19 protein-coding genes and 1 tRNA gene are annotated in these 18248 nt (G+C 38.0%); 8 read left to right on the top strand and 12 right to left on the bottom strand.

The window, feature by feature from the left end:
* Nucleotides 1-9: 9 nt before the first annotated feature.
* Nucleotides 10-2541: an OmpA family protein gene (locus NZ519_02910; GenBank protein MCS7027692.1), complete on the bottom strand. Its 2532-nt coding sequence runs from the start codon at nucleotides 2539-2541 to the stop codon at nucleotides 10-12.
* Nucleotides 2542-2658: 117 nt separating this feature from the next.
* The gene (locus NZ519_02905; GenBank protein ID MCS7027691.1) at nucleotides 2659-2964 is read right to left on the bottom strand and encodes a DUF3817 domain-containing protein; all 306 of its coding nucleotides are present in this window, start codon (nucleotides 2962-2964) and stop codon (nucleotides 2659-2661) included.
* A gap of 34 nt (nucleotides 2965-2998) precedes the next feature.
* On the opposite strand from NZ519_02905, the gene lpxD reads away from it, so the two are divergent.
* The 5 genes from lpxD to NZ519_02880 are packed head-to-tail and all read left to right on the top strand — an operon-like array spanning nucleotide 2999 to nucleotide 6249.
* The gene (gene lpxD / locus NZ519_02900; GenBank protein MCS7027690.1) at nucleotides 2999-3997 is read left to right on the top strand and encodes a UDP-3-O-(3-hydroxymyristoyl)glucosamine N-acyltransferase; all 999 of its coding nucleotides are present in this window, start codon (nucleotides 2999-3001) and stop codon (nucleotides 3995-3997) included.
* Between the two features lie 54 nt (nucleotides 3998-4051).
* Nucleotides 4052-4774, top strand: coding sequence for a bacillithiol biosynthesis deacetylase BshB1 (bshB1, locus tag NZ519_02895; GenBank protein ID MCS7027689.1), 723 nt, complete (start codon nucleotides 4052-4054; stop codon nucleotides 4772-4774).
* A gap of 13 nt (nucleotides 4775-4787) precedes the next feature.
* A complete protein-coding gene (locus NZ519_02890; protein MCS7027688.1) occupies nucleotides 4788-4979 on the top strand; it encodes a hypothetical protein in 192 nt (63 codons plus the stop codon).
* A complete protein-coding gene (locus NZ519_02885; protein ID MCS7027687.1) occupies nucleotides 4980-5189 on the top strand; it encodes a hypothetical protein in 210 nt (69 codons plus the stop codon).
* Nucleotides 5190-5223: 34 nt separating this feature from the next.
* Complete coding sequence (locus NZ519_02880; protein MCS7027686.1) at nucleotides 5224-6249, top strand: rod shape-determining protein; 1026 nt, start codon at nucleotides 5224-5226, stop codon at nucleotides 6247-6249.
* A gap of 41 nt (nucleotides 6250-6290) precedes the next feature.
* On the opposite strand, the gene NZ519_02875 is transcribed toward NZ519_02880, so the two are convergent.
* The 4 genes from NZ519_02875 to NZ519_02860 form a co-directional block, all read right to left on the bottom strand.
* Nucleotides 6291-7220, bottom strand: a complete 930-nt coding sequence (locus NZ519_02875; GenBank protein ID MCS7027685.1) for an SDR family oxidoreductase — start codon at nucleotides 7218-7220, stop codon at nucleotides 6291-6293.
* An 88-nt stretch (nucleotides 7221-7308) separates the two neighbouring features.
* Nucleotides 7309-8256, bottom strand: a complete 948-nt coding sequence (locus tag NZ519_02870) for a PhoH family protein (protein ID MCS7027684.1) — start codon at nucleotides 8254-8256, stop codon at nucleotides 7309-7311.
* A gap of 399 nt (nucleotides 8257-8655) precedes the next feature.
* A complete protein-coding gene (locus NZ519_02865; protein ID MCS7027683.1) occupies nucleotides 8656-10755 on the bottom strand; it encodes an ATP-binding protein in 2100 nt (699 codons plus the stop codon).
* A gap of 41 nt (nucleotides 10756-10796) precedes the next feature.
* The gene (locus tag NZ519_02860) at nucleotides 10797-11369 is read right to left on the bottom strand and encodes a UbiX family flavin prenyltransferase (protein ID MCS7027682.1); all 573 of its coding nucleotides are present in this window, start codon (nucleotides 11367-11369) and stop codon (nucleotides 10797-10799) included.
* Nucleotides 11370-11503: 134 nt separating this feature from the next.
* On the opposite strand from NZ519_02860, the gene NZ519_02855 reads away from it, so the two are divergent.
* Nucleotides 11504-11588 (top strand) — tRNA-Ser (locus tag NZ519_02855).
* A 57-nt stretch (nucleotides 11589-11645) separates the two neighbouring features.
* Complete coding sequence (locus tag NZ519_02850; GenBank protein ID MCS7027681.1) at nucleotides 11646-11897, top strand: hypothetical protein; 252 nt, start codon at nucleotides 11646-11648, stop codon at nucleotides 11895-11897.
* A gap of 181 nt (nucleotides 11898-12078) precedes the next feature.
* Here NZ519_02850 and NZ519_02845 read toward each other — a convergent pair whose 3' ends face one another.
* The 6 genes from NZ519_02845 to NZ519_02820 all read right to left on the bottom strand — a co-directional run bounded on the left by NZ519_02845 (nucleotide 12079) and on the right by NZ519_02820 (nucleotide 16931).
* A complete protein-coding gene (locus NZ519_02845) occupies nucleotides 12079-13044 on the bottom strand; it encodes a ribonucleoside-diphosphate reductase small subunit (protein ID MCS7027680.1) in 966 nt (321 codons plus the stop codon).
* A 143-nt stretch (nucleotides 13045-13187) separates the two neighbouring features.
* Nucleotides 13188-14045, bottom strand: a complete 858-nt coding sequence (locus NZ519_02840) for a DUF5777 family beta-barrel protein (protein ID MCS7027679.1) — start codon at nucleotides 14043-14045, stop codon at nucleotides 13188-13190.
* Nucleotides 14046-14212: 167 nt separating this feature from the next.
* Nucleotides 14213-14335 (bottom strand): hypothetical protein, encoded by a 123-nt coding sequence (locus NZ519_02835; GenBank protein MCS7027678.1) that lies wholly within the window; start codon nucleotides 14333-14335, stop codon nucleotides 14213-14215.
* 46 nt (nucleotides 14336-14381) lie between these two features.
* Nucleotides 14382-15644 (bottom strand): sodium:proton antiporter NhaD, encoded by a 1263-nt coding sequence (gene nhaD / locus NZ519_02830; GenBank protein MCS7027677.1) that lies wholly within the window; start codon nucleotides 15642-15644, stop codon nucleotides 14382-14384.
* Nucleotides 15645-15649: 5 nt separating this feature from the next.
* Complete coding sequence (locus tag NZ519_02825; protein MCS7027676.1) at nucleotides 15650-16585, bottom strand: glycosyltransferase family 2 protein; 936 nt, start codon at nucleotides 16583-16585, stop codon at nucleotides 15650-15652.
* A 19-nt stretch (nucleotides 16586-16604) separates the two neighbouring features.
* A complete protein-coding gene (locus tag NZ519_02820) occupies nucleotides 16605-16931 on the bottom strand; it encodes a TMEM14 family protein (protein ID MCS7027675.1) in 327 nt (108 codons plus the stop codon).
* Nucleotides 16932-17040: 109 nt separating this feature from the next.
* On the opposite strand from NZ519_02820, the gene NZ519_02815 reads away from it, so the two are divergent.
* A complete protein-coding gene (locus NZ519_02815) occupies nucleotides 17041-18114 on the top strand; it encodes an AAA family ATPase (protein MCS7027674.1) in 1074 nt (357 codons plus the stop codon).
* Nucleotides 18115-18248 lie beyond the last annotated feature (134 nt).

The raw sequence follows: 18248 nt of genomic DNA, 5'->3' as shown, positions 1-18248 counted from the left end.
GCTAGTTAGTTAGTATCTTACGCCTTTTTCTTCTACTATATTAGTAAGAATGAACTCTACTCTACGATTTTTATAGTTTGCGCTAGGAGTGTTTGAGGTATCTATCGGCTGTGTATCCCCTAAACCATAACTGTTAATACGGCTGCTCTCTATCCCTTTTTGAACAAGTACATCTTTCAAAACCTGAGCACGTTTTTGAGAAATTTCCATGATTTGGCTGCTAGGATAGTTCGGATTTTTCTCTAAATGTACTTTAATTTCAATTGTACTATTATTAGATAATTTCATGCGCGATGCTAAGGAGTCAAGAGTTTTATCTATGGCTTCTGTAAGTGGGCGTACAATAGTTAGAGTTCGTTTTAATGTGCCATTGTCATAGCCGAAGTCCACTCTTCTATTAGCGTCCCTTCCCGCTTGAGTTTTGTTAGATTTAATAGGTTTAGTGAAACCGAAGCTAATAGGAGTCATACGATTCTCAGCAATACCTTTTTCTTTCAAGTAGTTAATAATCGTATTCGCTCTTCGCATACCTAAATCCATGTTGTATTCATAAGTACCTATAGTATCACAATGACCATATACTAATAGTTTAAGGTTAGGATATTTATTCAGAATTCGCACGATACTATCTAGTTTAACTTGTAGTCCTCTGACTACTATAGTTTTGTCAAAATAGAAATTGAAATATACACGTTGAATATATTCCAAATCTTGTTTGTTGATTAGTGGGATAGACACATCAAAGCTGTTTGTATTGTCTTTGAACATTTCAGGATATTTACTGGTTAAAATGTTCTTTACTTTGTCTGTTTCTGCACGTAAGTTAGTAGTAACGGTATCAGCCAAATTTTGTCCTTGTTGTAACCGTTTCAATGCTATATTTGCAACTACATCATCATTGATTTTCATACGTATATCAAAAGACATTTCCTTTTTCATGAACACATCTTGTCCTTCTGGCATTGTTATGTTCATCTTTTTACTCTGATACCCCTCTGAGTGGTATCTAACCTGATAGTTACCAGGAGGTATATCTAAAATTTCATATCTTCCTTCTTTATCTGTGATAGCTGTAAAAGGAGTTCCTTCTATCTTAACTGCAGAGTTAGCGATAGGATAGCCTGTATCTTCGTCTACTACTATTCCGCGCAAAGTACCAAACTGTTCATAAACTTTAGCAGTAGCCAGTATCTCTTCTTTTTTTTGTTTAAGTCGTTTAGGTTGAAAATAATAATTATCTTTCTCTCCCACACCATGGCTTCTAGAAGAAGTAAAATAACCTGATGTATCCCCCATTGCAGTAAATATATAAATATCATCTCCTACGGAATTCAGAGGAAATCCAACATTTTGTACTTCACCAAAAGTCATTGTGGAAGGATCAAAGTTTACTTTGAATATATCAAATCCGCCTATAGAACGCTTGCCTCTAGCGCTAAAATAGAGGTATTTACCGTCATGGGTTACGTATGGCGCATCTTCATCATATTCAGTATTGAGCTTTTCACAATTTATTGGTTCTCCCCATTTTCCATTTTCTTTTTTTATATACCATAAATCCAAACCTCCTTTTGTTCCTTTTCGATCAGAGGAAAAGAAAATAACATTATTGTCAGGAGTAACACACAAGCTTGGCTCTCGGTACTTAGTATTAATTTCTTTGAGAGGTTTAGGGTCTGTCCAAGATACTTTACCATTAGGTTCTATTATTAAGTCTGCTTCATATAAGTTCCCTTGGTTACCATCTTCTCTATCATCATAAAAATATATCTTTTTACCGTCATGAGAGATACTCACTACTGCTTCGTTGTGCTTGCGATTGATCTTAGGGAGTTCTACCTTGTGCGATTCTTCATTCCACTCATAGGGAAGATTTGTATTTTTTCGCTCTGCTATGTGAATATCTTCTGAGAACTCACTTTCCTCCCCTCTCCTTTTACCTAAGTTTCCTTCTCTCCGAGATGTAAAAATTAAAGCAATTCCTCCAGGAACGACAATAGGTACATAATCTGCGCTAGGCGAATTGACTTTATCGCCCAAGTTAAAAATATCATATTTATTCGTATCAGATCTTGCTTTCAGCTCTTTGGCTACCTCACACTGAGCTTTGCCTAATTCAGCTTCTTGACTAACATGAGGATATAACGTATGTTTTTCTTTTAAAATCTGCTCGTAAGCTTCAGCAGCTTTATCAAACTTATGTGCATGCTGATAAGCCTTGCCAAGGTATAAGTAAAAGTGTTTATCCAAAGAAGTAGGCTTTTCTTTACCTAGTAAGGATTGGGCTTTTTCTATATAAATGTACGCAGAGTCCTTGTAAGTACAATGAGGGTTTTCCAACATGTATCTACCATACCAATAGTTCGCTTTTGCAGAGTTGGGATTATCTTTGACAATTTTACTAAATAACTTTTGAGCCTCTTCTTCGTTACCTTTGAAGTGATAGTGCTCTGCTTTACGGATAGCGCGCTTGATGGATTGAGACTCAGCACTGCTTACTATACAACATACAGCAGCGCAGATTAAAGAAGCCAGTCTCATATTTGAAAACATAAGCAACTGCAAATCTAATAGAATAAATTTAGATATTCAAAAATTTTAAGTTCATTTATTAGACTTTTACGCATTTTCTTACCATAAAAAATGATAACCCATAGGTTAATGTTTCAATACAAAATCCTTTCTTAACCTATACTCAAGCCAAAAAGTACCAAAAGGCAGCAAAGATGCTACAAAAGCAATTACTATTTTAGAAAATTTCCATTTATACCGTACACTAACCAACAGCAGCAATCCACAAAACAACATAAATAAAATTCCATGTACCCAGCCCGCAAACAAAATAAACGTCATTTTGTGAAAAATGTATTTCAAGGGCATGCCAATACTTATCAAAACCAAGTATGAAATACCCTCTAATACAGCTACCCACCGAAATATATCTATCAAACTCCGAAAGTTCATAGCACAAAAATAGAAATTGTATACTTTTGTATGCATGAAGTTATCTAAAAGCATTACAGTCAAAGAACTAGCGGCTTTACTAAAAACCCACTATATAGGTAACCCTGACCAAGAAATTTTAGGTTTTAATGAAATTCACAAAGTAGAACCAGGCGATGTAACTTTTGTAGATGTAGAAAAATACTATTCCAGAGCCCTGAACAGTGCAGCTACTACAATCATTATCAACAAGGCTGTGGAATGTCCCGAAGGTAAAAGTTTGATTTTATCGGATGACCCTTTTAGAGACTACAATTTTTGCACAGAATACTTTCAACCTCGTTTGCCAATGGCAAAACAAGGAATGTCTTTTAAGCAAGGACAAAATGTCCGCTTATCCACGAATGTAGTAATAGGGGAAGGAACTTATATTGGTGATAACACAGAAATTGGCGCAAATGTAGTAATAGGTAATCATGTTAAAATTGGTGCAAATTGCGTTATTTATCCTAACGTAGTTATTTACGATTATACAGAAATAGGAAACTTTGTAACTATCAACGCAGGTACGGTAATAGGGGGAGAAGCTTTCTACTTCAAGCGCAGACCCGACCGTTTCGACAAAATGTTAAGTAAAGGAAATGTAGTCATTGAGGACTATGTAGAAATTGGTTGTAATTGTACCATTGACCGCGGCGTAAGTGGAACTACACGCATCGGGGCGCATACTATAATGGATAATCTCATTCAAATAGGGCATGATACTGTTATCGGCAAACGATGCTTAATCGCTGCGCAAGTAGGTATTGCAGGCGTAGTAGAAATTGAAGATGACGTGATTATTTGGGGACAAGTAGGCATTAACAAGGATCTAAAAATTGGTAAAAAAGCCGTTTTGCTTGGTAAAACAGGAGTAATGAGCAGTCTAGAAGGTAATAAAACCTACTTAGGGATGATAGCCCAAGATGCCAAGCAAACGCTACGAGAAGTAGCAGCCGCAAAAAAACTGCCTGAAATGGTTTTAGAATGGGAAAGACAAAAGAAAAATAAATAACTTAATCATTTGCCAAAAATTTCCATGCAGGTTTAGATAACATATTTTTGCACTATGCACATAGACATTTTAGCTTTTGCCGCCCACCCCGATGATGCTGAATTGGGCTGTGCAGGAATTTTATACAAAGCTAAACAGCAAGGTTATACCACAGGTATATGCGACTTAACGCAAGGTGAGTTAGGCACAAGAGGTACCCCAGAAATACGGCAAAAAGAAGCCGAAAAAGCTAAAGAAATTCTTCAATTAGACCTACGGATTAACGCTAAGTTCAGAGATGGCTTTTTTAATTTAGATGAGTATCATATCCGCAAAATAATTGAGATTATTCGCACTTATACTCCTACTCTTCTTCTTGTCAATGCTCCAGAAGATAGACACCCAGATCACGGTAAAGCTTGCCGTTTAGTCAAGGAAGCTGCTTTTTTAAGTGGGTTGCAGCGCATAGAAACCGTAGTTGAAGGTACTGTACAAAAAGCCCACCGCCCTGAAAAAATTTACTCCTACATTCAGGACAAATACCTTGAACCGGATATAGTGGTAGACATTACTGATGTTTGGGCTATTAAGCAAAAAGCCATTTTAGCTTATCAATCTCAATTTTACAATCCCAACTCTAATGAACCTCAAACTTACATTTCTACTCCTCATTTTTTACAGGCAGTAGTAGCCCGGGCGCAGGAAATGGGACATAAAATTTACGCTGATTATGGCGAGGGACTAATTGCACATCAAAAAACAGGTATTACAAAAATACAATCGTTGTTTTTATATTAAGTTTTTTTATTTTTTGGGCGTGCCCTTGTGGGCGTTTCGCTTGCGCTCATGCCCACAAGGTCGGCGTGCTTCGGGCTACGCTGACGCTTCGGTGCTACGCTACGCTGCGCACCGTGCTGACGCACGCCCTTCGCATGCCTCACGCAAAGGATCTCTGAAACCATCGTTTCTTTGTTTCATATACCAAGTTTTAGCTTGTAAGTGATTGTGCTTCAAGCTTAAACAAGGTAAAGACATAACTGTACAGGTCAACTGCGTGAGGGGCATGGAGCATGCCGTTAGGCAGTACGAAGCGCAGCGAAGTACCGAAGCGAAGCGCAGTGCGGAATGCCCCGACCCTTGCGCAGCAAGGGGCACGCCCAAAAAAATAAAACAACTTTTCAAAATTTATTTAATCTACTTTTTGCGTACTTAATTCAATTATTCTTTAATTTTGAAGCCAATATCGTATGGGATTGTTCAATTTTTTTACAAGCGACATAGCCATAGACTTAGGTACTGCTAACACGTTGATTATCCACAAAGACGAAGTAGTAGTAGATGAACCCTCTATCGTTGCATTTGATAAAATTCAAAATAAGGTCATTGCCATAGGCAGAGAAGCTCAACAAATGTATGAAAAAACCCCTGATAACATCCGCACTGTAAGACCACTTAAAGATGGAGTAATCGCCGACTTTACTGCTGCCGAACACATGATTCGCGGCATGATCAAGATGATATACAAAAACAAAAAGCCCCTTTTTACTCCAAATTACAGAATGGTAATTTGCATCCCCAGTGGAATTACCGAAGTAGAAAAAAGAGCTGTAAAAGACTCCGCAGAACACGCAGGCGCAAAAGAAGTTTATCTTATCCACGAACCTATGGCGGCAGCTATCGGTATTGGTATTGATGTGGAAAAACCCCAAGGCAACATGATTGTAGACATTGGGGGAGGTACTACTGAAATTGCCGTTATTGCCCTATCAGGAATAGTAACAGACCAATCTATAAGAATTGCAGGCGATGACCTTAATGCAGATATACAAGAGTACATGCGCCGCTCACACAACTTACTTATCGGCGAAAGAACCGCAGAATATATTAAAATACAGGTAGGTTCAGCCGTTGACGAATTAGATAATCCCCCACCTGATATAGAAGTCGTAGGTAGAGATTTACAAATGGGCATCCCTAAATCGGTTAAAATTTCCTACAAAGAAATTGCCCATGCTATACATGATACAGTTTGCAAAATTGAAGATGCAGTCATGCGCGCATTAGAATCTACTCCCCCCGAACTATGCAGCGATATTTATGAACGCGGTATCTACCTCACAGGTGGTGGAGCATTACTTAGAGGATTAGACAAACGGATTAGTAATAAAACTAAGCTCAAAGTGCATGTAGCTGATGACCCGCTCAAAGCTGTTGTACGAGGTACAGGTATCGCCATTAAAAACCTTAATCATTTCAAGTTCTTAATGACATAAGAACTATTTGAGTACAATAAGCTATGGCTTAGCGTATTCTCCTATTTTTCAAAGTTTTCAACTAACAGGGATAAACCTTCCTTAAAAGGCACTTTGACTTGATAGCCCAACTCTTTTTGCGCTTTTTGAATGTCAGCTAAAGAGTGCATTATATCGCCCGAACGTCTTTCGGCGTGAATGGGTTTTATGTTTTTGCCCATTATCTCATTTAAGGTACTAACCAGCTCCAACAAAGTGAAGTTAGTACCACAAGCAATGTTATAGACCTTTCCTGCAACGTTTTCTTTGGTACAAGCTAGCAAGTTAGCTTCTACATTATTATCTACATAAGTAAAATCTCTACTTTGAGTACCATCACCGTAAATAATAGGCGATTGGTCATTGAGCATAAGTTTGAGAAATTTAGGAATTACAGCAGAGTATTGAGAATTCGGATTTTGCCGCGGTCCAAATACATTAAAATACCGCAAGCATACTGTTTCTAATCCATATATTTGATAAAAAACTTTGCAATAATACTCTCCTGCTAGCTTGCTAACCGCATAAGGCGACTTAGGATTAGGAATAAGGTCTTCATGTTTAGGTGAAACAGGGCTATCTCCATAAACTGATGAAGAGGAAGCATAAACAAAACGTTTTACTCCTGCTTCTACTGCGGCATGAAGTAAGTTGAGAGTACCATTGATGTTGACTTCGTTCGTAGTAATAGGGTCATAAATGGAACGAGGTACAGAAGGCAAAGCCGCTTGATGCAGCACAAAATCCACTCCTTTCATTACTTTGATAGCCGTATGATAGCTGCGAATATCGCCCTCAATTAGCTCTATATCTTTTTGAAAAGGAATTAAATTCTCCCTCCTGCCCGTAGAAAAATTATCTAATACGCGTACCTCTTGGTTGTTTTTTAACAGTGCCTTGACAAGGTTAGAGCCAATAAAACCTGCACCACCTGTTACTAAATACTTTGCCATAAGGAGAGCAAAAATACAGATTATCTTCGGTAGGCATAATTATCCGCAGTACAAAAAACAAGTTTGCTATGATTGAAAACAAAACAAGTTAAGTTTCATGAGAATGTTCATCTTGGTTGTAAGCTTCAATAATTTTTTTGACTAGTGGATGACGTACCACATCCCTTCCATCTAACTCTACAAATGCAATTCCTTTGATATTTTTGAGAATTTTAATCGCATGTTTTAGTCCTGAAAGAGTTTTTTTAGGTAGGTCTATTTGAGTTAAATCGCCTGTGGCGATAATTTTAGAGTCCATGCCCAAGCGAGTAAGAAACATTTTCATTTGTGCAGCTGTGGCATTTTGGGCTTCGTCTAATATAATAAAGGCATTGTTAAGCGTGCGCCCACGCATGTAAGCCAAAGGAACTATTTCTATAATCTTATTTTCCAAATATGATTTGAGTTTTTCTGCGTGTATCATGTCATCTAAGGCATCGTATAAAGGGCGTAGGTAAGGATCTACTTTTTCTTTCATATCGCCAGGTAAAAAACCTAAGCTTTCACCTGCTTCTACGGCGGGGCGTACTAATACAATTCGTTTTACCTGCTTGTTTTTTAAGGCACTCACTGCTATGGCTACAGCAGTGTAAGTTTTACCTGTACCTGCGGGACCTATTGCAAATACAATATCATTTTGGGCGCAAGCTTCTACCATTCGTTTTTGGTTTATAGTTTTGGCCAAAATAGGTTGTCCATTTGCCCCAAATAAAATAGGTTTAGCTTCTTTCTGATTGAAAATTACTGCTTTTTGCTTATTGAGCAGATCTTTGAGCTGTTCCTCACTGATATGCCCTTGCTTTTGGATAACATGCTTCATTTGCTCAATGATTGACTCAGCAAGCATGATATCCTCATCTGTACCTATGAATTTAATTTCTAATCCTCGGGCTATTACCTTAGTAGTAGGATAAGCATTTTTGAGCAGTTCTAATAGCTCATTACGTAATCCCGTAAATAAAATAGGATTTTGTACTTCAAACACTTTTTCTGCCAAGGCTCTACGATTCAGTTAAACGATACGCAAATTTACAAAATAAAAAGCAAATTTGATGGGCTTTGTGTTAAATGTATTTGGTTTTATATAAAAATTAAGATTTAATTTTTTGGGTATGCCCTTGCCTATACTTCACTGCGCTGGTATGGGCAAGGGCGGCGTGCTGCGGGCTACGTGCGGAATGCCCCGACCCTTGCGTCAGCAAGGGGCACGCCCCAAAAAATAAAAATCTATATAAACAAGTCCATTATATAACCATAAAGCTGCCTATTTTTGTATTGAAAAAAAACTGCGGCAAAATAGGTAAGTCCTTCACTTAATTAAAAAACAATCCACAGAACAAACACATACACAAGCAGCTTAGCTCCCAATTGTACAAGCTAAAAAGATTGATATGTCTTACACTTTTTTCTCTACTATTGCTTGTGGTTGTACTAGCCGCTTAGGCAAAAATACTGTAAATTTTGTCCTTCCAGGTTCGCTTTCTACAGTTATTCTACCTTGGTGTTTCTCAACAATTTTTTTGCAAATATCCAATCCTAATCCTGTTCCTTCACCTTTGGGCTTGGTAGTAAAAAAAGGTTTGAATATGTGGGGAAGTATATCTGGAGGAATACCTTTTCCACTGTCTATTATACTTACTGCTACTTCATTATCGGTATGTTCATAAATTTCAATTGTAAGTACGCCTACGCCACCCATAGCATAAATGGCGTTTTGAATAAGGTTAGTCCATACTTGATTTAATTCATCTTCATAAGTTAAAATTTCAGGTAAGTTTTCTTGTATATTTTGGACAACCTGAATACCGTGTTTAAGTTGATTTTGATATATGGTCAAAATAGTATCTATGGACTTTGCAAGATTAGTAGGAATCATTTCGTCTTTGTGGTGCTGTTGGCGAGAGTAGTTTTTAAGGGCATTATTTATTTTTTGGCATTTTTCAGAAGCTAATTTGATATTGTCCAAAGCTGCACGTATTCTACCGCAGCTGTGTAAAAGTGGAAGAACTTTATTTAGGTCTATGGATTGCATTAAGGGAATGTACTCTTCAATATTCTTGTAAAGTCCGCAAAGAATTAAAGTTTCTGCTATTTGTTCAGAATTGGGAAATTCATGCTGCTCTAGTAGTTTTAGAAGACGAAGCTTAATTTGTCTTTTTTCACGCGTAGTCAGCACAGGCTGTGGTTTTAAGGTTTCACTGATGGCATAAAAAATAGCCCAACGAGTTGTTTCATCAAGGGTTTTTAAGTACAATGGAGCTTGAGTTAGAGTTTTAGGTAAAATTTCATCTATACTTTCTGCGGAGGATTTTATGGCACTTACAGGTGTATTCAATTCGTGCGCTATACCTGCTACTAATAGCCCCAAAGAAGCCATTTTTTCAGAATTGACTAATTGAGATTGAGTAGATTGAAGTTCTTCAAGTGCTTTTTGGAGCTCTAAGGTTCGCTCTTGTACTAATTTTTCAAGATTTTCATTAAGTTCTTTGAGTTTCTGCTCTTGTTGGCGTAAAATTTCTTCATTTTGCTTTTGTTTAGTAATATCCAAAAAAGTAGCAATCAAATGTGGGGGATCAGTTTGTGTAGTTTTACCCTGATAGAGAATATGTTTCTTTAATTGAGGTGCATACAGTTCCATACGTGTTTCTGTACATTCTTCAATAGCTCTGGCAAGAGTATTTTGCTGACTTTGTTCAAAAACTTGGAGAATGTCCTGCCATTTTTGGGTATCAGGGGGTAATTGTAGCAAAGTAAAAAGATGAGGAGAAAAAGTAACCTCATTTGTACGAGTATTGATGGCAATACTAGCCATGTTAGCAGTTTCTTGTGCTTGATTTAATATCGTTTGGTTTTCTATCAATTCTTGTTGAGTAACTTCTAAATCTCGGATATGCTGTTGAAGATTTTTATGTAGAGGTCTGAATATCGTTAGTCCAATAAGCAAATTAGCCGCAGAGAAAGTAATTACACCAACAAGTATAATAAGAAGGTTTTGACGCATTTTTTGCTCTTCTACTTGTTGGTAGTGTATTAAAATTTCATTCATGACTTGTCTGTAATCTTGTTCTCTCTCAATCAATTGTAAGGTAAAAGCTTGGTAGGCACTAATTTCTTTTATATGCTTGGCACTAAACAATAAGTTTTCAATAGCAGAGCTAATAAAACCCACAGGAATTTCGGCTTTTTCGTACAGTTTAGCCACTTTTGGGTCAGCGTGTTGCTGTAGATTTTTTTGGGTTTCTATCCATTCTTGAAAGGTCTTTTTGAGCTCTTGGGTAGGCGGTTCTTTGTCTACAGGCTGTACGTGATAAACAGCTAGCTTAATCATCTCTGAAAGGCGCATATTTTGTTCTATAACAGACAAGCTTTTTTTGCTTTCAGAAAGCTGCTCTTTTGGCTTTATAGACGCAATGTAAGCATAAGTAAGCACCAGTACTTCTACTAATACTAGCGCTGCTATATATGTGTTCTGTATTTGCTTAGAGTTTTTTACCATTTTAGTACAATAATACAAAAACATTCTTATAGCAGGTTGACTTAGTTTATTTTACCTTGTCCCCAACGGTATGTGTCTTGGGACAAGCCCACTAAATCGATAACTCTATCTACTACGGTATGCGCTATTTGGACAATAGTTTGAGGTTTTGAATAAAAAGAAGGGCAGGCAGGGCATATAATTCCACCTGCGAGGGTAATTGTTTCCATATTTCGGATATGAATCAAATTCAAAGGCATGTCCCGAGTAACTAAAATTAACTTTCTGCGTTCTTTAAGCATAACATCAGCTGCGCGAGTAATCAAATCATCTGATGTGCCGCTGGCTATTCGCCCCATTGTACCCATAGAGCAGGGGATAATAACCATGCTGGTATATTTTGACGACCCTGATGCAAAAGGCGCAGAGAAATCTTTTTTATCATATATTTTGAAAGGATATTTTTCGTAGTCTTGGTTATTTAGTTCGTATTCCCAAACAGTTTTAGCGTTATCCGAAAACACTATTGCCACATCTTCAATTTGCTCATGCAGTTTGGTCAGTTTGTTAAGTAGCTCTTGTGCATATATGGCGCCGCTTGCTCCTGTAATAGCTACAACAATTTTATGTAACATGCTTCAAAGTAAATACAAAATAATCCACAAAAGTTCTACCGAAAAATAATAAATTGATTATGTTTGAGTTACAGAATAATTGCAAGAGTATATTTGCAAATTTTGTAAAGACATTATATCTTTGCAATGTAAAAGGAGAGTTGCCTGAGTGGTTAAAGGAGCAGTTTGCTAAACTGCCGTCGGGAAACCGACGCAGCGGTTCGAATCCGCTACTCTCCGCTTACAAGCCCTCTAATAAATAAGAGGGCTTTTATCGTTTTTTATCAGTTGTAATGCTTGCAAAAAAACTTAACTGCTACGGCAAACACAGGACTTTACCATTTGCTTTTTTATTTTTTTGGGCGTGCCCTTGCCCATACTTCGCTGCGCTGGTATGGGCAAGGTCGGCGTGCTTCGGGCTACGCTAACGCTTCGGTGCTACGCTGCGCTCCGCACTGGGCTAACGCCCACCCTCCGCATGCCTCACGCAAAGGATCTCTGAAAAATCCATTTCTCTGCATCTTATGCAAAGTTTTAGCTTGTAAGTAGCTGTACTTCAAGTTCAAACAAGGTAAAGACATAACTGCACAGGTCATCTGCGTGAGGGGCATGGAGCATGCCGTTAGGCAGTGCGAAGCGTTAGCGGAGCACCGAAGCGAAGCGTAGTGCGGAATGCCCCGACCCTTGCGTCAGCAAGGGGCACGCCCAAAAAATCATCTTTACATAAAGCTTAAAAATCTGCATCCAAAGTAAAATCTTGCTCTTTTCTATCCGCCATGACGCCAGCCTTCTGATAATCTCCTACACGTTTCTCAAAGAAGTTAGTTTTACCTTGTAGAGAGATAAGTTCCATCCAATCAAAAGGATTAGCAGAATTGTAGTACTTTCTATATCCCAAAGCAACTAACAATCTATCTGCCACAAATTCAATATACTGCGACATTAGCCTTGAATTCATTCCAATTAAATCCACAGGTAAAGCATCCGTAATAAACTCCTGCTCTATTTTGACCGCATCCGTAATAATCTCTAAAACCCGACTTTCAGGAAGTTTATTTTGCAGCATGCTGTAAATTAAGCAGGCAAAGTCTGTATGCAGACCTTCATCACGAGAAATAAGCTCATTAGAAAACGATAAGCCAGGCATTAGCCCCCGTTTTTTTAGCCAAAATATGGCACAGAAACTACCTGAAAAGAAAATGCCTTCTACCGCAGCAAAAGCTACTAGTCTTTCTGCAAAGGAATCTGTGTTATTTATCCATTTGAGTGCCCATTCTGCTTTTTTTTGTACGCAAGGTACAGTTTCAATTGCATTGAGCAAACGATATTTTTCTTTGTCATCTTTAATGTACGTGTCAATCAGCAAACTATACATTTCAGAATGAATGTTTTCTATTGCAATTTGAAAACCATAGAAGCAACGTGCTTCGGGAATTTGCACTTCGCTAGCAAAGCGACTGGCTAAATTTTCATTAACAATTCCATCACTTGCAGCAAAGAAAGCCAATACATGAGAAATAAAGTGCCTTTCCCCGTCATTTAATTTTGCCCAATCGGATAGGTCTTGGGCTAGGTCCACTTCTTCGGCTGTCCAAAAGCTCGCTTCAGCTTTTTTGTACATTTCCCATACTTCAGGATACTGAATGGGAAATAGAACGAAGCGGTGCTTGTTCTCAGTAAGGATTGGTTCAGTCATAGCTTATGGTCAAACACAAATAACCACAAAATAATTGAACATTGCAAGTTAAATTTGATATGAATCAGCAAATCACTGAGTTTATCTTTATGTAGTTAGGACAGAGTAAAAAGCCGCTTGAATATACTTTATCGGTTGCACACTTAAATCCCAAAGTATCTGGACACGTTAAAACCAAAGCGAATTCCACCGTTAGTCCATTGTGTGGTAGTGTAGGCTAGAGCTTGGTTTTCAAAAATTCCGAAAGCGTTTGTAACATGCATTTGAAATACATGCCCAAAGGTCTGAATTTCTAAACCAATTCCTGCGTTGTTGTAAAGCTTATCTATTCGGCTATTAGCTTGCAGCTTGTATGCATATTCCCCTGTAAGTGCAATATACTTGTTAAATTGCCATCTTAACCCAGCAGTAGTGTAGTATGAAGTGTTTTTGTCTGTCATGTATTTAACCAAATTGTAGTGAACATGGGCAAAGCCTATTTGTACAGTTACATTCTCTAACTTCTTTGAAGCCATAATTTGATTGACATAAGACCACCTGTGTGAGGGCAAGCTAAAATCCGCGTTTTTGCTAGTATTGACGTATGCTCCCATAAAAAGCGTTAGAGAAATAGGCATTTTACCGTTATTTCTTTGAGATAGTACTTGATACTTTACAAAGCCATGATACATTTTATACAAACTGCTGCGGGCTATGCCAAACATTCCATTTTTAATAGGGCTATATTCAAAATGTAGGGCAATATTGGCGGGACCATCTAAACCATAAAAATTGTACGGACCTGTGTTAAATTCTCCAAATCGGTGGCTAATCCTGAAATCCAAAATTCGATAGGGCAAAATATATGTCGTATGTTGGTTGATAAGCCTTGAACTTCTAAAAACATTTTCTACAATTGTAGTATCTGTAACTTCACTTTCCGTACTTTGTTGGGCGAAGATGGTAGAGCACGTACCTACCCAAAAAACCAAACATAGTAATTTTTGTCTGAGGTTTTTCATATACTTTGCAGTTATTTGCTACTAAGCTATATACTTTTGGGCTTATGATGAGGTTACACGAAGTTATGTGCTATAACAATTTTTTATGCTTTTTGTATTCATTTTTCATTATTTTGGGGTCAAGTTTGTGTTTATTGGGGATACGAGAGCAAATAATTTTTAATTTTTTAGTTTATTTTTTTGGGCGTGCCCTTGTGGGCTTTTGCCCACAAGGTCGGCGTGCTTCGGGCTTCGCTATCGCTTCGGTGCTGCGCTTCGCTCCGCACCGTGCTGACGCACGCCCTTCGCATGCCTCACGCAAATTTACTAATCAATATACAAATCACTGATATAACTCTAATACAAAAGCACATACACTACTATACCCGCTAAATACCCTGCTAATGCCAAAAGAGTTATGTTTTTCAAATACCAAGAAAAAGTAATTTTTTCCATGCCCATTACGGTTACTCCCGCAGCAGAACCTATAATTAACAAACTCCCACCTGTTCCCGCGCAATAAGCAATTAAGTGCCAAAAACTACTATCCATAGGATAAGTTTGTAAAGGGTACATTCCCATAGATGCAGCTACTAATGGTACATTATCCACTATTGAAGACACTATTCCCAAAGCCAGAGCTACCCCCTTCTCTGATGGAATAAACTGATTGAGCTGATGCGCAAATTGACTTAGTACATGGACCTCTTCTAAAACTGCTACACTGGCTAAAATACCAAAAAAGAATAATATACTTGGTACGTCTATCCGGGTAAGTGCATAATGGGCAGATAGTCTGTGCATCTCTTCTTGCGATTCATGCTTGTGAATAACATCTGCTGCTAACCAAATAATTCCTAAACCTAATAGCATTCCCAAATAGGGCGGCAAATGAGTTACAGTTTTGAATATTGGCACAGAGATTAAAATTCCTGTACCTAAAACTAACATTAGCAAACTGCCTTTAATCTTTTTTTCCTCTTCCAAAATGCTTTTTTCAGGAGGAGTAACGCTGCCCTTAACCTTGAAATGTAACCAAATTAAAGGCACTAATAAGCAAACTACGCTCGGTAAAAATAGTCGTATGATTACTTCGGTCGTAGAAATACGTTGAGATACCCATAACATAGTTGTCGTTACATCACCGATTGGACTAAAAGCCCCACCTGCGTTTGCCGCAATAATGATTATACCTGCAAAAAATTTTCTATCCTCCGCCTGACCTATAAACTTACGAAGTAAAGACACCATTACAATAGAAGTGGTCAGGTTATCTAATATAGCAGACAAAATAAAAGAAATAAAACCCACTGCCCACAATAATTTTCGCTTACTTTTAATACGTAAATGATTGGCGATAAACTGGAATCCATTATGAGCGTCTATCAATTCTACTATGGTCATTGCACCCACTAAGAATAACATTATTTCAGCAATGCTCGCTAAATGATGCTCCAGTTGGCTTAACACGGCATGAATATCGTCTAGGTATAGGTTGTATCCTATCCACGATAGACCTGCCATTACAAGCGCCGTAGCACTCTTATTGACACCTATGCTATGCTCAATAGAGATTAAGAGATAGCCCACTAAGAATGTAATTACAATTGCAGTAACCATAAATTTTAATCTTCTAACTGTTTTTCACGAATGATGTAGATAGGTCTTTGTTTTACATCAGTGCCTATTCGTGCAAGGTATTCCCCAATAATTCCCAAAGTAAAAAGCTGTATACCGCCGATAAACAGCACTGCCAATATCGTAGAGGTCCAACCATGGATTGTTTTATCTGTAAAAAAATACAAGTACAGTACTACAATTATTGCCATAAAACTAATACCTGAAAAAAAAATTCCCAAGTAGGAAGCTAATTGCAGAGGAAAATAAGAAAATGAGGTAATTCCATCAATAGCAAAGCGCAACATTTTTCTGAAAGGATATTTAGTTTCACCTGCGTAACGTTCATGCCGCTCATATTCTATTCCTATTGTTCTAAACCCTGACCAAGCTACCATTCCCCGAATAAAACGGCTTCTTTCAGGCATATTTCGCAGATTTTCAGCTACTTTTTTATCTATCAAACGAAAATCTCCTGTATCCAAAGGGATATCAAAATTTGTAATTTTACGTAGTAGCCGATAAAATAACTTAGCAGTAAAAAGTTTGAACCATGTTTCGCCCTTGCGTTTTTTACGTTTAGCATATACTACTTCATAACCCTCTTCCCATTTTTTTATCATTTCTAATATTAGTTCGGGCGGGTCCTGTAAGTCTGCATCTATTATCACAACCATGTCCCCAAAAGCATGGTTTATTCCTGCTGTAACTGCAACTTGATGCCCAAAATTTCTACTAAATTCAATATACTTTACTCTTCTATCTTTTTGCCGTAGTTGTTTAACAAGAAAGCCCGAAGCGTCTTTGCTCCCATCATTGACAAAAATGAGTTCCCACTGGTACGGAACAGCTTGTAAAACCTGACTTAATCGTTGATACAAAACCTCTATATTAGGCTCTTCATTGTAGATAGGAATGACTACGGAGAGTTTTTTGTCTATCATGTATAATGATGCCACAAAGCTAACGAGTTAGTTCTAATACACAAAGTAGCAGTAAAGCAAAGCTCATAATTGCAATTATTCCCGCAGGCATAAGCTTACGAGTTTTGAAGTACCTGAGCAAACCAAAAACTAAGTTCGTTACACTTAACAAAGTAGCTAAAATAATTCCATAGTGGGCTGTAGATTTGTCTTCGCTGGCAATCAAAAATGTAGCTAGAGCTAAAAGCGCGGCAAAAGCTGAACCTGCAATTAAAGAGGCTTTGCTACGTGCTTGCACATATCCAAGATACCCTCCTGCAAGCATAAAAACCGCAAATACCAAAGTAGAAATTGCTAATGTATTCATAATAAGAAACAAAGATAAAATAAGTCTCGGTCAAAAAACAAAAAAATATTGAAGTTATTGCTAGTAAATCTGCAACATGTTTGTATTTTCACAATAAGATGTAAAAAATATGGCAGAACTGTTAAGAGCTCCTGCTGAAATTCAGTTTCAAGAGGAGTTAGAAGCCCTAAAAAATGAGGATAAGAAAAACCCTAAGCCAACAAACTGGCAGCTTAGTCCCAGAGCAGTGCTTACCTACATAATGGGAGGTAAAGTAGGTAAAAAAGTAATTACCCCTAAGTATATTGGGCAAAAGCGCTTAATGGAAATGGCTATTGCGACTTTGGCTACAGACCGAGCTTTACTTTTGTATGGGCTACCTGGTACAGCCAAATCATGGGTTGCAGAACATTTAGCAGCGGCTATCAGTGGAGATTCCTCACGAATAGTACAGGGCACTGCGGGCACGCCAGAAGAATCTATCCGCTATGGATGGAACTATGCCATCTTATTAGCCAAAGGTCCTACTATGGATGCCGTTGTGCCTAGCCCTATTATGAGAGCTATGCAAATAGGCGCTATTGCCCGAGTAGAAGAGCTAACCCGCATAGGTGCAGATGTGCAAGACTCTTTACTTACTATCTTATCTGAAAAAGCTTTACCTATCCCTGAACTCAACACAACTATTCGCGCAGTGGAAGGTTTTAACATCATTGCTACGGCTAATAACAAAGATAAAGGAGTTAATGAAATGTCCAGCGCTTTGAAACGACGCTTTAACACGGTAGTTTTACCTGTGCCTGCAAGCATAAAAGAAGAAGTAGAAATTGTACAGCGCCGACTAAACACCTTGACGCAAAAGATTACCATGAAGCAAAGCCATATTGAGCAAATTGAAACCATTGTTACTATTTTTAGAGAGCTGCGCAATGGTTTAACCCAAGATGGTAAAACTAAGCTAAAAGTACCTTCAAGTACCCTAAGCACGGCTGAAGCCATTTCAGTTATGTATCAAGGTATTACAATGGCTTATTGGTTTGGAAATGGAGAGATTTCGCCCGAAGATATTTCGTCTGCGCTCATTGGTGCGATTATTAAGGACCCTGTACAAGATACAGTCATATTCAAGGAATACATGGAAACAGTCATGAAAGAACGTGAGAATTGGAAAGCTCTGTACAAAGCTTGCAAAGCACAGATTTGATTTGGGGAAGGGTTTGAGTTTTTGCTTTTTAGTTATTTGTTTAGTTTAATTTCATTCTTTGGGCGTGCCCCTTGCTGACGCAAGGGTCGGGGCATTCCGCACTACGCTTCGCTTCGGTGCTTCGCTAACGCTTC

Source organism: Bacteroidia bacterium, from assembly GCA_025056095.1.
Classification (GTDB): Bacteria; Bacteroidota; Bacteroidia; order JANWVE01; family JANWVE01; genus JANWVE01.
Note: the sequence above shows the minus strand (reverse complement) of the source record. Positions and strands in the feature narration are given on the sequence as shown.

What these genes read in the sequence shown, in the direction of transcription:
- NZ519_02825 (MCS7027676.1), bottom strand. Translation starts at nt 16,585, where the DNA reads ATGATAGACAAAAAACTCTCCGTAGTCATTCCTATCTACAATGAAGAG.
- NZ519_02860 (MCS7027682.1), bottom strand. Translation starts at nt 11,369, where the DNA reads ATGTTACATAAAATTGTTGTAGCTATTACAGGAGCAAGCGGCGCCATA.
- lpxD (MCS7027690.1), top strand. Translation starts at nt 2,999, where the DNA reads ATGAAGTTATCTAAAAGCATTACAGTCAAAGAACTAGCGGCTTTACTA.
- NZ519_02910 (MCS7027692.1), bottom strand. Translation starts at nt 2,541, where the DNA reads ATGAGACTGGCTTCTTTAATCTGCGCTGCTGTATGTTGTATAGTAAGC.
- bshB1 (MCS7027689.1), top strand. Translation starts at nt 4,052, where the DNA reads ATGCACATAGACATTTTAGCTTTTGCCGCCCACCCCGATGATGCTGAA.
- NZ519_02820 (MCS7027675.1), bottom strand. Translation starts at nt 16,931, where the DNA reads ATGAATACATTAGCAATTTCTACTTTGGTATTTGCGGTTTTTATGCTT.
- NZ519_02845 (MCS7027680.1), bottom strand. Translation starts at nt 13,044, where the DNA reads ATGACTGAACCAATCCTTACTGAGAACAAGCACCGCTTCGTTCTATTT.
- NZ519_02875 (MCS7027685.1), bottom strand. Translation starts at nt 7,220, where the DNA reads ATGGCAAAGTATTTAGTAACAGGTGGTGCAGGTTTTATTGGCTCTAAC.
- nhaD (MCS7027677.1), bottom strand. Translation starts at nt 15,644, where the DNA reads ATGGTTACTGCAATTGTAATTACATTCTTAGTGGGCTATCTCTTAATC.
- NZ519_02840 (MCS7027679.1), bottom strand. Translation starts at nt 14,045, where the DNA reads ATGAAAAACCTCAGACAAAAATTACTATGTTTGGTTTTTTGGGTAGGT.
- NZ519_02880 (MCS7027686.1), top strand. Translation starts at nt 5,224, where the DNA reads ATGGGATTGTTCAATTTTTTTACAAGCGACATAGCCATAGACTTAGGT.
- NZ519_02815 (MCS7027674.1), top strand. Translation starts at nt 17,041, where the DNA reads ATGGCAGAACTGTTAAGAGCTCCTGCTGAAATTCAGTTTCAAGAGGAG.
- NZ519_02905 (MCS7027691.1), bottom strand. Translation starts at nt 2,964, where the DNA reads ATGAACTTTCGGAGTTTGATAGATATATTTCGGTGGGTAGCTGTATTA.
- NZ519_02835 (MCS7027678.1), bottom strand. Translation starts at nt 14,335, where the DNA reads ATGCGAAGGGCGTGCGTCAGCACGGTGCGGAGCGAAGCGCAGCACCGA.
- NZ519_02865 (MCS7027683.1), bottom strand. Translation starts at nt 10,755, where the DNA reads ATGGTAAAAAACTCTAAGCAAATACAGAACACATATATAGCAGCGCTA.